Annotated in this window: 14 protein-coding genes; all 14 read left to right on the top strand. The window is 41.9% G+C overall.

Going from position 1 to position 13,225, the window contains the following annotated elements:
- Positions 1 to 34 precede the first annotated feature (34 nt).
- The 14 genes from rpoC (at position 35) to rplV (ending at position 13,225) form a co-directional block, all read left to right on the top strand.
- Complete coding sequence (gene rpoC / locus CR194_RS16745) at positions 35 to 3,643, top strand: DNA-directed RNA polymerase subunit beta' (protein ID WP_110611191.1); 3,609 nt, start codon at positions 35 to 37, stop codon at positions 3,641 to 3,643.
- An 83-nt stretch (positions 3,644 to 3,726) separates the two neighbouring features.
- Positions 3,727 to 3,975 (top strand): 50S ribosomal protein L7ae-like protein, encoded by a 249-nt coding sequence (locus tag CR194_RS16750; protein ID WP_110611192.1) that lies wholly within the window; start codon positions 3,727 to 3,729, stop codon positions 3,973 to 3,975.
- Positions 3,976 to 4,089: 114 nt separating this feature from the next.
- The gene (gene rpsL, locus CR194_RS16755) at positions 4,090 to 4,503 is read left to right on the top strand and encodes a 30S ribosomal protein S12 (RefSeq protein ID WP_110611194.1); all 414 of its coding nucleotides are present in this window, start codon (positions 4,090 to 4,092) and stop codon (positions 4,501 to 4,503) included.
- A gap of 64 nt (positions 4,504 to 4,567) precedes the next feature.
- Positions 4,568 to 5,038: a 30S ribosomal protein S7 gene (gene rpsG, locus CR194_RS16760; protein ID WP_110611196.1), complete on the top strand. Its 471-nt coding sequence runs from the start codon at positions 4,568 to 4,570 to the stop codon at positions 5,036 to 5,038.
- 133 nt (positions 5,039 to 5,171) lie between these two features.
- Positions 5,172 to 7,250 (top strand): elongation factor G, encoded by a 2,079-nt coding sequence (gene fusA / locus CR194_RS16765; RefSeq protein ID WP_110611197.1) that lies wholly within the window; start codon positions 5,172 to 5,174, stop codon positions 7,248 to 7,250.
- A 119-nt stretch (positions 7,251 to 7,369) separates the two neighbouring features.
- Entirely contained in the window at positions 7,370 to 8,560 is a 1,191-nt protein-coding gene (gene tuf / locus CR194_RS16770) for an elongation factor Tu (protein WP_110611199.1), read from the top strand.
- Between the two features lie 105 nt (positions 8,561 to 8,665).
- Complete coding sequence (locus tag CR194_RS16775; RefSeq protein ID WP_110611201.1) at positions 8,666 to 9,493, top strand: hypothetical protein; 828 nt, start codon at positions 8,666 to 8,668, stop codon at positions 9,491 to 9,493.
- A gap of 257 nt (positions 9,494 to 9,750) precedes the next feature.
- Positions 9,751 to 10,059, top strand: coding sequence for a 30S ribosomal protein S10 (rpsJ, locus tag CR194_RS16780; RefSeq protein WP_110611203.1), 309 nt, complete (start codon positions 9,751 to 9,753; stop codon positions 10,057 to 10,059).
- Positions 10,060 to 10,095: 36 nt separating this feature from the next.
- On the top strand, positions 10,096 to 10,725 hold the full coding sequence (gene rplC, locus CR194_RS16785; protein ID WP_110611205.1) for a 50S ribosomal protein L3: 630 nt from the start codon (positions 10,096 to 10,098) through the stop codon (positions 10,723 to 10,725).
- A gap of 26 nt (positions 10,726 to 10,751) precedes the next feature.
- Positions 10,752 to 11,375, top strand: coding sequence for a 50S ribosomal protein L4 (gene rplD / locus CR194_RS16790; protein WP_110611207.1), 624 nt, complete (start codon positions 10,752 to 10,754; stop codon positions 11,373 to 11,375).
- Complete coding sequence (gene rplW / locus CR194_RS16795) at positions 11,375 to 11,665, top strand: 50S ribosomal protein L23 (protein ID WP_110611209.1); 291 nt, start codon at positions 11,375 to 11,377, stop codon at positions 11,663 to 11,665. The genes rplD and rplW overlap by 1 nt, the downstream gene beginning before the upstream one ends.
- Positions 11,666 to 11,695: 30 nt before the next feature.
- Complete coding sequence (rplB, locus tag CR194_RS16800) at positions 11,696 to 12,526, top strand: 50S ribosomal protein L2 (RefSeq protein ID WP_110611211.1); 831 nt, start codon at positions 11,696 to 11,698, stop codon at positions 12,524 to 12,526.
- 60 nt (positions 12,527 to 12,586) lie between these two features.
- Positions 12,587 to 12,862 carry a 30S ribosomal protein S19 gene (rpsS, locus tag CR194_RS16805; protein ID WP_110611213.1) on the top strand — a complete coding sequence of 92 codons (276 nt, stop codon included), beginning with the start codon at positions 12,587 to 12,589 and terminating at the stop codon, positions 12,860 to 12,862.
- A gap of 21 nt (positions 12,863 to 12,883) precedes the next feature.
- The gene (rplV, locus tag CR194_RS16810) at positions 12,884 to 13,225 is read left to right on the top strand and encodes a 50S ribosomal protein L22 (protein WP_110611214.1); all 342 of its coding nucleotides are present in this window, start codon (positions 12,884 to 12,886) and stop codon (positions 13,223 to 13,225) included.

Genomic DNA, 13,225 nt, shown 5'->3' on the forward strand with positions numbered 1-13,225 from the left:
GAAGAACTTGAATGTTGAAAGGGAGGTTAGCCCCTTGATAGATGTGAATAATTTTGAATATATGAAAATAGGTCTCGCATCTTCAGACAAGATTCGCTCTTGGTCTCGAGGAGAAGTGAAGAAGCCTGAAACGATTAACTATCGTACGCTTAAGCCTGAGAAAGACGGCTTGTTCTGTGAGCGCATTTTCGGTCCTACAAAGGACTGGGAGTGCCATTGCGGAAAGTATAAAAGAGTTCGATACAAAGGTGTCGTATGTGACAGATGTGGAGTCGAAGTAACGAGAGCCAAGGTTCGTCGCGAACGAATGGGACACATTGAGTTAGCGGCTCCAGTCTCACATATTTGGTACTTTAAAGGGATTCCAAGTCGAATGGGACTCGTGCTGGATATGTCTCCTCGTTCATTGGAAGAAGTGATTTACTTTGCTTCTTATGTTGTCACTGATACAGGTGATACGCCTCTTGAGTTGAAACAACTTCTCTCTGAAAAGGAGTATCGTGCCTATCGTGATAAGTACGGTCGATCCTTCTCAGCTCAAATGGGTGCAGAGGCTATTCGTAAGCTACTTGAAGATATCGATTTAGATAAAGAAGCAAACCTTCTGAAAGAAGAACTGGAAACAGCTCAAGGTCAACGACGTACAAGAGCGATTAAGCGTCTGGAAGTACTTGAAGCGTTCCGTCATTCTGGTAATGATCCATCATGGATGGTGTTGGATGTTCTTCCGGTTATCCCTCCGGAACTCCGTCCGATGGTGCAGTTAGATGGAGGGCGTTTTGCTACATCTGATTTAAATGACCTTTATCGTCGTGTAATTAACCGTAACAATCGACTTAAGCGATTATTAGACTTAGGTGCACCAAATATTATCGTGCAGAACGAAAAACGTATGCTTCAAGAAGCTGTCGATGCACTGATTGATAATGGACGTCGCGGTCGTCCAGTTACTGGACCAGGAAACCGTCCATTGAAATCTCTTTCTCATATGCTAAAAGGAAAGCAAGGGCGTTTCCGTCAAAACCTATTAGGTAAACGTGTTGACTATTCCGGTCGTTCCGTTATCGTTGTAGGGCCTCACTTGAAGATGTACCAATGTGGTCTGCCTAAAGAAATGGCTCTAGAGTTATTTAAGCCTTTCGTAATGAAAGAACTAGTGAGCAAAGGGTTGGCACACAATATTAAGAGTGCTAAACGTAAAGTCGAACGGGTACACCCAGAAGTTTGGGACGTTCTTGAAGAAGTTATTCGTGAGCACCCCGTTCTGTTAAACCGTGCGCCTACGTTACACAGACTAGGTATTCAAGCCTTTGAACCGACCCTCGTTGAAGGTCGCGCCATTAAGCTTCATCCACTAGTTTGTACAGCATACAACGCTGATTTTGATGGTGACCAAATGGCTGTGCATGTTCCGTTATCTGCTGAAGCACAAGCCGAATCACGTTTGTTAATGCTTGCAGCGCAAAACATCTTGAACCCTAAGGATGGAAAGCCAGTTGTTACACCATCTCAAGATATGGTATTAGGTAACTACTACTTAACCCTTGAGAGAAAAGGTGCTGTTGGTGAAGGGAACATCTACAACAATCCTAACGAAGCTTTAACAGCTTATCAAAATGGATATGTCCACCTTCATACGAGAGTGGCTGTACCGGTTTCATCTCTGAATAAATCAAATTTCAAAGATGAGTTTGAAGATCACTTGATTCTTACATCTGTTGGTAAAATTATCTTCAATGAAATTTTGCCGGAATCATTCCCATACATGAATGAACCGTCATTAGAGAATCTTGAGATTGAAACACCGGATAAATATTTTGTCCCATTTGGTACCGATGTGAAAAAAGAAGTTGAACAAAGAGATCTCGTCCTTCCATTTAAAAAAGGTTTCTTAGGAGACATCATCGCAGAAGTATTTAAGAAATTTAAGATTTCTGAAACCTCTGTTATGTTGGATAAAATGAAGGATCTCGGTTTTTATCATTCAACAAGAGCTGGTATCACCATTGGAGTTTCTGACATTGTCGTATTAAAAGACAAACAAGATATTCTCGATGATGGGGAAGAAAAAGTTCAGCGAGTAATGAAACAATTCCGTCGCGGTCTCATAACTGAAGAGGAACGTTATGACAAAGTCATTGAAATTTGGAGTAAATCTAAAGATGTGATTCAACAGAAATTGTTGAGCACGCTTGATAAAACTAACCCTATCTTCATGATGAGTGATTCCGGAGCCCGTGGTAACGCTTCGAACTTTACTCAACTTGCGGGTATGCGTGGACTGATGGCCAATCCATCTGGTCGAATCATAGAACTCCCGATCAAATCGAGTTTCCGTGAAGGTTTAACTGTACTAGAGTACTTTATCTCTACTCACGGTGCGCGTAAAGGTCTTGCAGATACCGCACTTAAGACAGCCGATTCTGGTTATCTAACTCGTCGCCTCGTAGACGTTGCACAAGATGTCATCGTTCGTGAAGATGATTGTGGAACAGATCGAGGACTTGTGGTAAAAGCGATTAAAGAAGGCAACGAAGTGATTGAAAGTCTTTACGATCGACTAGTAGGGCGTGTATCATTCCAACGTATCTATCACCCTGAAACGAATGATGTTCTTGCTGAGCGTAATCAAGATATTACCGAAGACATGGCAAAAACGATTGAAGATTCAGGTATCGAAACTGTCTTGATTCGATCTGCTTTCACTTGTGACTCTAAACACGGTGTGTGTAAGAAGTGTTACGGACGAAACTTGGCTACAGGTTCAGAGGTTGAAGTAGGCGAGGCTGTTGGAATCATTGCCGCACAATCTATCGGTGAACCAGGTACTCAGTTAACAATGCGTACGTTCCATACAGGTGGAGTTGCCGGTGATGATATTACTCAAGGTTTACCAAGAATTCAAGAAGTATTTGAAGCTCGTAATCCAAAAGGTTTAGCGATCATCTCTGAAATTGAAGGGAAAGTCATTGAAATTAAAGATGTGAATGACAAGAAAGAGATTGTTGTTCAAGGTGCGATTGAAACAAGAAGCTATCCAACGCTTTACGGCTCAAGGCTGAAAGTGAATATCGGTGATGAAGTAAAACCAGGTGAAGAACTAACAGAAGGTTCTATTGACCCTAAGGAATTATTAATCGTATCTGGTGTTCAGGGCGTTCAAGAATATCTCCTCCGTGAGGTTCAAAAAGTATACCGCATGCAAGGGGTAGAAATTGGAGATAAGCACGTAGAGGTAATGGTTCGTCAAATGATGAGGAAGATTCGCGTCATTGACGCCGGGGATACTAACGTATTACCAGGGTCTCTTGTAGAAATCCATCAGTTCAACGAAGCGAACCGTGATATCCTTCTAAGAAATGGCCGTCCAGCTTCTGGTCGTCCGGTATTATTGGGGATCACTAAAGCATCTCTTGAAACAGATTCCTTCTTATCTGCCGCATCATTCCAAGAAACAACAAGAGTTCTTACTGATGCAGCAATCAAAGGTAAACGTGATGAGCTTGTGGGTCTGAAAGAAAATGTTATTATCGGTAAGTTGGTTCCTGCAGGTACAGGTATGCAACGATACCGTCAAATGGCTGCTGCTGACTCAGAAGAAAAACAAGAAAAGACAGTTGAACAAGTAACTGTACAAGAATAATTTGCAAAAACAGTTGACAGGCAACAATCATGGTGGTACTATATCCAAGTGTGCCAAATACCTGATGCTTTGGAGGATGACAAATGTCTTATGATAAAGTAGCCCAGGCAGTTAACAAAGTCGTAGGCACTAAGCAGACATTAAAAGCACTGGAAAACGAGCAGGTTAAAGAACTGGTTGTTGCTGAAGATGCTGATCGCAAAGTTTTAGAAAAAGCTTTAGTGATCGCCCAAGGCAAAGGAGTTTCCGTTCATCCGGTAGACTCCATGAAAAAACTTGGTAAAGCATGCGGCATTGACGTAAATGCAGCAATCGTAGCTATTAAAAAGTAAAAAAGTTTTTGCCAACGGCGCACGTCGTTGTTGGTGAAAACTTTCCTTTTAGCCATTTATGAACCACCTGGACCAGTGGGCTTGAATATTTTAGAACAGAAAGGAGGAAAAACCATGCCTACAATTAACCAATTAGTACGTAAGGGTCGTCAATCAAAAATTCAAAAATCCGACTCTCCAGCTTTAAATAAAGGTTATAACAGCTTCAAAAAGCACCAGACTGATGAGGATTCTCCTCAAAAGCGCGGTGTTTGTACTCGTGTAGGTACGATGACACCAAAGAAACCGAACTCCGCACTTCGTAAATATGCTCGTGTTCGTTTGACGAATCAAATCGAAGTAACAGCATATATCCCAGGAATCGGACACAACCTTCAAGAGCACAGTGTTGTGTTGATCCGTGGAGGACGAGTAAAGGATTTACCGGGGGTTCGCTATCACATCGTACGTGGAGCACTTGATACTGCTGGTGTTGAAAACCGTAGACAAGGTCGTTCTAAGTATGGAACGAAACGTCCTAAGAAATAATAGAACGATGAACCACATTTGAGTGTGAGAGACACTCAACCAATATTTGAAAGGAGGGACTTCAATGCCTCGTAAAGGACCTGTACCTCGTAGAGACGTGCTAGCTGATCCGATTTATCATTCTAAGCTAGTTACTCGTTTAATTAACCGCATCATGGAAGACGGTAAGAGAGGTAAAGCACAAACTATACTTTATAAAGCATTTGATCTTGTTCGCGAAAGAAGTGGCAATGATCCACAAGAAGTTTTCGAACAAGCATTAAAAAATATCATGCCAGTACTTGAGGTTAAAGCACGCCGAGTAGGTGGAGCTAACTATCAAGTACCTATCGAAGTAAAACCTGAACGTCGTACGACTTTAGGACTTCGTTGGTTAGTAAGCTATGCTCGACTTCGTGGAGAAAAAACGATGGAAGAGCGCTTAGCTAATGAAATCATGGATGCAGCGAATAACACTGGTTCAGCTGTTAAGAAGCGTGAGGATACTCACAAAATGGCTGAAGCAAACAAAGCATTCGCTCACTATCGTTGGTAGAATTCAACGAAAATATGATAAGTGCTTAATATGTTAAGGCGGAATCAATTCAGACCGTTTACAATCGTGTTTGAATTGATTTGACCGCATTAACAACTATATATCTCGAAAAATAGGAAGGAGAAATTAACCAATGGCAAGAGAGTTCTCCTTAGAAAAGACCCGTAATATCGGGATCATGGCTCATATTGACGCCGGAAAAACAACTGCGACTGAGCGAATTCTTTTCTATACAGGCCGCATTCATAAAATTGGTGAAACTCACGATGGTGGTTCTCAGATGGACTGGATGGACCAAGAGCAAGAGCGTGGTATCACAATTACGTCCGCAGCAACAACAGCACAATGGAAAGGTCATCGTATTAACATTATCGATACTCCTGGACACGTAGACTTCACAGTAGAAGTTGAACGTTCGTTAAGAGTATTAGATGGTGCGGTTGCAGTACTTGATGCACAATCAGGTGTTGAGCCTCAAACAGAAACTGTTTGGCGCCAAGCAACTACTTATGGTGTTCCTCGTATCGTCTTTGTAAATAAGATGGACAAATTAGGTGCTGACTTCATTTATTCTCTTGGAACATTGTCTGATCGTTTAGGTGCCAATGCAGCTGCGATTCAGTTACCAATTGGTGCTGAAGATGATTTCGAAGGGATCATTGATTTAGTTACAATGGAAGCCTTCTATTATACAGATGACTTAGGAACTCGTACTGAAGCTCGTGAAATTCCTGAAGAGTATAAAGCTCAAGCAGAAGAATTGCACGATAAACTAGTAGAAAAGGTTTCTGAATTAGATGAAGATCTAATGATGAAGTACTTAGAAGGCGAAGCAGTTACAGAAGCTGAGCTTAAAGCGGCTATCCGTAAAGCAACGTGTGACGTTGAATTTTACCCTGTAGCTTGTGGATCTGCTTTCAAAAACAAAGGGGTACAATTATTGCTAGATGCTGTAATTGATTACCTTCCTGCACCTACTGACGTTGCTGCTATTGAAGGGCACGTGCCAGAAACGGAAGAGAAAGTTGTTCGTAAAGCTGGTGATGAAGAACCTTTCGCTGCATTAGCATTTAAAGTAGCGACTGACCCATTCGTAGGTAAATTAACTTTCTTCCGGGTTTATTCTGGAAAAGTTGAAGCAGGTTCATATGTTCGCAACTCCTCTAAAGGGAAGCGTGAGCGTATGGGACGTATCCTTCAAATGCACGCCAATCACCGTGAAGAAATTCCTACTTGTTACTCTGGGGATATCGCAGCTGGTGTTGGTTTAAAGGATACATCTACAGGTGATACTCTATGTGATGAAAAGAAGCTTGTTATTCTTGAATCTATGGAATTCCCTGATCCGGTTATCTCCTTGTCTGTTGAGCCTAAGTCAAAAGCTGACCAAGACAAAATGGGTATGGCCCTTGCTAAATTAGCAGAAGAAGATCCAACATTTAAAACACACACGGACGACGAAACGGGTCAAACAATCATCGCTGGTATGGGTGAGCTTCACTTAGATATCATCGTTGATCGTATGAAGCGTGAGTTTAAAGTAGAAGCTAATGTTGGTGCACCACAAGTATCTTACCGTGAAACAATTCGCGAAGCAGCGAAATGTGAAGGTAAGTTCGTTCGTCAATCAGGTGGACGCGGCCAATACGGTCACGTATGGATTGAATTCTCACCTAACGAAGAAGGCGCCGGATTTGAATTTATCGATAATGTTGTTGGTGGTGTTGTACCACGTGAATATATCGGTTCTGTTCAAGCTGGTGTGAAAGATTCATTAGATAATGGACTCCTTGCTGGGTTCCCACTTATCGACGTGAAAGCAAGATTGTTTGATGGTTCTTACCATGACGTCGACTCAAACGAGATGGCGTTTAAGGTTGCAGCCTCTATGGCTCTAAAAGAAGCTAAAAACAAGTGTAAGCCTGTTCTACTTGAACCTATTATGAAAGTAGAAGTTGTTATCCCTGAAGAGTACATGGGTGACATTATGGGTGACATTACTTCCCGTCGTGGACGTGTGGAAGGAATGGAAGCTCGAGGAAATGCCCAGACCGTTCGCGCGATGGTTCCTCTTGCAGAGATGTTCGGTTATGCGACGTCTCTACGTTCTAACACACAAGGTCGTGGACAATACTCCATGCACTTTGATCACTACGAAGAAGTTCCAAAGAGTATTTCTGAAGATATCATTAAGAAAACTTCAGGTCAGTAAGAAGAAAGATTGTCTCAACAATTATTTTGTTGTAAGCTAAGAAAGGTGATAGATTTATGTCTCTCATCTTTCTCTCTAAAATAAAAAAACTTTTATAAACTCGAAGGAGGATTTCGATCATGGCAAAAGAAAAATTTGATCGTTCCAAGACGCATGCCAATATTGGTACAATTGGACACGTTGACCACGGTAAAACAACATTAACAGCAGCTATTTCTCACGTACTACACAAAAAATCAGGTAAAGGTACTGCAATGGCGTATGACCAAATTGACGGTGCACCTGAAGAGCGCGAGCGTGGAATCACTATCTCCACTGCACACGTTGAGTACGAAACTGATTCTCGTCACTATGCGCACGTAGACTGCCCAGGACACGCTGACTATGTTAAAAACATGATCACTGGTGCGGCACAAATGGACGGAGCTATCCTTGTAGTATCTGCTGCTGATGGCCCAATGCCACAAACTCGTGAGCACATCTTGCTTTCTCGTCAAGTTGGTGTACCATCCATCGTGGTATTCCTTAACAAGACTGACCAAGTAGATGACGAAGAACTACTTGAATTAGTAGAAATGGAAGTTCGTGACCTTCTTTCTGAGTATGACTTCCCTGGTGACGACATTCCTGTTGTTAAAGGTTCTGCTCTTAAAGCTCTTGAAGGAGATGCTGATCACGAGCAAGCTATTCTTGATCTTATGCAACAAGTTGATGACTACATCCCAACTCCAGACCGTGACAAGGACAAGCCTTTCATGATGCCTGTTGAGGACGTATTCTCAATCACTGGTCGTGGTACTGTAGCGACTGGACGTGTTGAGCGCGGACAACTTAACGTTGGTGATGAAGTTGCGATCATCGGACTTGCTGAAGAAGCTAAGAAGACAACTGTTACAGGTGTTGAAATGTTCCGTAAGCTTCTTGACTATGCTGAAGCTGGTGACAACATTGGTGCGCTTCTACGTGGGGTTTCACGTGACGACATCAACCGTGGACAAGTACTTGCTAAGCCAGGTACAATTACTCCACACACTAAGTTCAAAGCAGAAGTTTATGTTCTTTCAAAAGAAGAAGGTGGACGTCACACTCCATTCTTCACTAACTACCGTCCACAGTTCTACTTCCGTACTACGGACGTAACTGGTGTTACTCATCTTCCAGAAGGCGTAGAAATGGTTATGCCTGGAGATAACGTTGAGATGGTTGTTGAACTAATCTCTCCAATCGCTATCGAAGAAGGTACGAAGTTCTCTATCCGTGAGGGTGGACGTACTGTAGGCGCTGGTGTTGTAGCAACAATCACTGAGTAGTCTCAGTTGATTAAATAAATCAATGACTTTAAGGCTGTCCTGCGGATTTTCCGCAGGCAGCCTTTTTTCTTTACTTATATTTTGAGAGTAAAGGAGGTTTGCTCAATGGGAATAAATCGCTATTACTGGAAAACCTCTAAACCATATTTTTTGTTAGGGAGTGTTTTTTTACTGGTATTTCTAGTCATGTTGTTTTTAACTTGGCTAGACATCTCTCCATTTTATTTGTGGGATGATCTACCAGTGTATTTATTTACTTTTACAGGAGGTTTTGCGTTTATAGTCGCTGGAGCGATGAAATTAAAACGAGCTAAACAAAATAGAGTAAGACTACATGAACAATCAACCTCAGTGAATTTTTTGACCTTATCACGATTTATCCTTATTCCACATGTCCATTGGTTAAGAGAATATGAGCTTTTTTCACTAGAGGGAGAATCGATTGGTAGAGTGAGGGAGGATGTGAAGGGTTGGAAGAAGAGCTCAGCTTTCTTTCTTCATTTAATAAAAATTCGATGGCTTTTCAAAAAAACAATTATTGTGGAAAACGATGACAACGTTCTGTACTATATGAGAAAAGATTCTGGTATTCACCAAATATATCGAATTTATAATAAGGAAGAAGAACATCTAATTACGTTTAAAATGAATGTTTTTAACCTCCTTCATCAATACGCAGAAATAACAAATCCTAAAGGTCAGCTTATTGGAATGAATGATGGTGGTTTTTCCGGTCGGGAGTTCAAGGTCGTCAACAACCAAGGTAATAGAATGGTTGAACTGAAATATGACGGTATACCAATAGAAGCTTTAAAGCTCTTCTCTGGAACGCGTGGAGATATTATTGATATCTACCATGACCAAATTGATGATTGTTACAAAGAAGCGATAATTCTAGCCCCAATAGTTGTTCAACTTCATTTCAAAGGTTAGCTATTAAGTTTTGAAATCATTCCTTGAAAAAATCAGCGGATGCTTGTATAATAGTCAAAGTGTGGCCAGAGGATATTTATTTTTTAAAAGTCTTGCATAGGCTTTTGGTTTCGTGTATAATATCTAATGTTGGTCACTGACAGGCTTTGATCCGGAAGGTTGCTGACACACCCGGCCCCTTTGCCATGGGAGAGTGTGTGGAAATTTCCGAGGAGCAAGTCTATTTCCATAAAATGGGCGAAAAAGGAGGTAATAATATGGCAAAACAGAAAATTCGCATTCGATTAAAAGCGTATGATCATAGAATTCTTGATCAATCCGCGGTGAAGATTGTTGAAACGGCAAAACGATCCGGTGCTAGCGTATCAGGACCGATTCCGCTTCCGACTGAGAAGTCAATTTATACAGTTCTTCGTGCGGTGCATAAGTACAAAGATTCTCGTGAGCAATTTGAGATGCGTACTCACAAGCGTTTAATCGATATTGTTGAACCTACACCGCAAACGGTGGATGCTTTGATGCGATTAGATCTGCCATCAGGCGTTGACATTGAAATCAAATTATAATAAATAAAATGAAAAGAATTATAGGAGGTGTGACTCATGACCAAAGGAATCTTAGGTAGAAAATTAGGCATGACCCAAATTTTCTCTGAAACTGGAGAGGCAATCCCTGTTACAGCAATTCAAGCTGATCCAAACGTGGTTCTTCAAAAGAAGACAATCGAAGGTGAAGGCTATGAAGCGATTCAATTAGGTTTTTCTGATGAAAAGCCAAACAGACAAAACAAACCTGCAAAAGGCCATGCAGAAAAAGCGAAGACAACCCCTAAGCGCTTCGTTAAAGAGCTTCGTGACATGAAAGTTGCGGACTATGAAATTGGTCAAGAAGTCAAAGTAGATACTTTTACGGCTGGAGATACGGTTGACGTTACTGGTCAATCCAAAGGGAAAGGGTTCCAAGGTGCTATCAAGCGTCATAACCAATCCCGCGGACCAATGTCTCACGGTTCACGTTACCACCGTCGTCCCGGTTCAATGGGTCCTGTTGATCCAAACCACGTTCGACCTGGTAAATTGCTCCCTGGACGTATGGGTGGAGAGCAAGTAACTATTCAGAACCTTGAAATCGTAAAAGTAGACGCAGAGCGTAATATTCTTCTTGTTAAAGGGAATGTACCTGGAGCAAAGAAAAGCTACGTTACTGTTAAATCAGCAATTAAAGCTGACTAATATCGAAAAGGAAAGGAGGAGCCCAGATGCCTAAAGTTACTTTGTATAACCAAGCTGGCTCACAAGTAGGCGACATTGAACTTTCAGACAACGTCTTTGGCGTTGAACCAAATGAAAGTGTTCTATATGAAGCAGTTGTGATGCAACAAGCATCTCAGCGACAAGGTACACACTCAACAAAAACACGCTCGGATGTTCGCGGTGGCGGACGTAAGCCATGGAGACAAAAAGGAACAGGTCGTGCACGTCACGGTTCAACTCGTTCCCCTATCTGGGTTGGTGGTGGAGTAACATTCGGACCAACACCACGCAGCTACGCTTATAAATTACCGAAGAAACAACGTCGTTTGGCGTTGAGATCTGCTCTTTCTACTAAAGTGAATGCTGATACCATTCGCGTTGTGGAAGGATTAAGTCTTGAAACACCTAAGACTAAAGAAATGAAGCAAGTTCTTGCTGGATTAACAGCAGATAAGAAAGTATTAGTTGTAACAGCAGATTACAATGATGCAGTTGCTTTATCTGTCCGTAACCTTCCAGGAGTTAAATTTGTTACAGCAGACGGAGTAAACGTACTTGATCTTCTTAATCATGAGAAGCTCATCATTACTCAAGACGCTGTGAAACAGGTAGAGGAGGTGCTTGCATAATGGCAAACGTAAGAGATCTTATTAAGCGCCCGATCATCACTGAACGCTCAGCTGACTTGATGGTTGATAAAAAGTACACGTTCGAGGTTGATCCTCGCGCAAACAAATCACAAATCAAAGATGCTATTGAAGAAATCTTTGGTGTAACCGTTGTTCGTGTTAACACTATGAACTATAAAGGAAAATTCAAGCGTTTTGGACGTCATTCAGGCTACACTCGCAAGCGCAAGAAAGCCATTGTTCAACTTTCAGCGGATAGCAAAGAATTAGAATTCTTTGAAGGCGCGTAAAAACAATCTATAGAGAAGGAGGGAAAACTAATGGCAATTAAAAAGTATAAACCAACCACAAACGGTCGACGTTTTATGACTACTCTTGATAATCAGGAACTTACTACAGATAAGCCAGAAAAATCATTGTTAGCTCCATTAAGCAAGCGCGGCGGCCGTAATAATCAAGGTAGATTGACAGTTCGTCACCAAGGTGGTGGACATAAGCGTCAATACCGAGTTATTGATTTTAAGCGTGATAAAGATGGAATTCCAGGGCGCGTTGCTACGATTGAATACGATCCGAACCGTTCTGCTAATATTTCACTAATCAATTACGCAGATGGAGAGAAGCGTTATATCCTTTCTCCAAAAAACCTAAAAGTTGGCACAGTAATCATGTCTGGTAAAGATGCGGATATCAAAGTAGGTAACGCTCTTCAACTAAAAGACATTCCAGTCGGTACGATTATCCACAACATCGAGCTTCGACCTGGAAAAGGTGGACAGCTAGTACGTTCTGCTGGTGCTGAAGCACAAGTTTTAGGTAAAGAAGGGGATTACGTTCTTGTTCGACTTCGTTCAGGAGAAACGCGTTTAATCTTAGCAACTTGCCGAGCTACAGTCGGTCAAGTAGGTAATGTAGAACATGAACTTGTGACTATCGGTAAAGCTGGTCGTTCACGCTGGTTAGGCAAGCGCCCAACGGTTCGTGGTTCTGTTATGAACCCTAACGATCACCCACACGGTGGTGGTGAAGGACGCGCGCCAATCGGACGTAAGTCACCAATGTCTCCATGGGGTAAACCAACTCTTGGATACAAAACACGTAAAAAGAACAAAGACACGGATAAATACATTGTGCGTCGTCGTAAAAAATAACGCGGTTAGGCTACGGTTCGCTGAAAGAGCCGTACGCCGATCACGAAGGGAGGTACAACTATGGGTCGCAGTTTGAAAAAAGGACCTTTTGTCGATGATCATTTAATGAAGAAGGTAGAAGCGATGGACACTGAGAAGCGAAGAGTCATTAAGACTTGGTCACGTCGTTCCACTATATTCCCACAGTTCATCGGACATACGATTGCGGTATATGATGGTCGTAAACATGTACCAGTATTTATTTCTGAAGATATGGTTGGACACAAGCTTGGTGAATTTGCACCAACTCGAACGTATAAAAGCCATGCAGCAGACGATAAGAAAACACGACGTTAATAAAGAGGGGAGGTACTATTCATGGAAGCAAAAGCAGTTGCAAAACAAGTGCGTATTGCTCCTCGCAAAGTTCGCTTAGTCGTAGACTTAATTCGCGGTAAAGCAGTTGGTGAAGCAGTTTCTATTTTGAAACTAACACCAAAAAAGGCATCTCCTGTTGTTGAGAAGCTATTGAACTCAGCTATTGCGAACGCAGAGCATAACTATGAAATGGAACCTGACAATTTAGTTGTCAGTCAAGTATTTGTAGATGAAGGCATCACATTGAAGCGATTCCGCCCACGTGCAATGGGACGTGCGAGCAGAATCAACAAACGTACGAGTCATATCACGCTCGTTCTAACAGAAAAGAAGGAGGGATAA

Source organism: Salipaludibacillus keqinensis (assembly GCF_003226325.1).
GTDB lineage: Bacteria > Bacillota > Bacilli > Bacillales > Salisediminibacteriaceae > Salipaludibacillus > Salipaludibacillus keqinensis.

Coding starts and splice junctions, on each gene's coding strand:
- rplB (WP_110611211.1), top strand. CDS start 11,696: ATGGCAATTAAAAAGTATAAACCAACCACAAACGGTCGACGTTTTATG.
- CR194_RS16750 (WP_110611192.1), top strand. CDS start 3,727: ATGTCTTATGATAAAGTAGCCCAGGCAGTTAACAAAGTCGTAGGCACT.
- rpsS (WP_110611213.1), top strand. CDS start 12,587: ATGGGTCGCAGTTTGAAAAAAGGACCTTTTGTCGATGATCATTTAATG.
- CR194_RS16775 (WP_110611201.1), top strand. CDS start 8,666: ATGGGAATAAATCGCTATTACTGGAAAACCTCTAAACCATATTTTTTG.
- fusA (WP_110611197.1), top strand. CDS start 5,172: ATGGCAAGAGAGTTCTCCTTAGAAAAGACCCGTAATATCGGGATCATG.
- tuf (WP_110611199.1), top strand. CDS start 7,370: ATGGCAAAAGAAAAATTTGATCGTTCCAAGACGCATGCCAATATTGGT.
- rpsL (WP_110611194.1), top strand. CDS start 4,090: ATGCCTACAATTAACCAATTAGTACGTAAGGGTCGTCAATCAAAAATT.
- rpsG (WP_110611196.1), top strand. CDS start 4,568: ATGCCTCGTAAAGGACCTGTACCTCGTAGAGACGTGCTAGCTGATCCG.
- rplW (WP_110611209.1), top strand. CDS start 11,375: ATGGCAAACGTAAGAGATCTTATTAAGCGCCCGATCATCACTGAACGC.
- rplC (WP_110611205.1), top strand. CDS start 10,096: ATGACCAAAGGAATCTTAGGTAGAAAATTAGGCATGACCCAAATTTTC.
- rpsJ (WP_110611203.1), top strand. CDS start 9,751: ATGGCAAAACAGAAAATTCGCATTCGATTAAAAGCGTATGATCATAGA.
- rplV (WP_110611214.1), top strand. CDS start 12,884: ATGGAAGCAAAAGCAGTTGCAAAACAAGTGCGTATTGCTCCTCGCAAA.
- rplD (WP_110611207.1), top strand. CDS start 10,752: ATGCCTAAAGTTACTTTGTATAACCAAGCTGGCTCACAAGTAGGCGAC.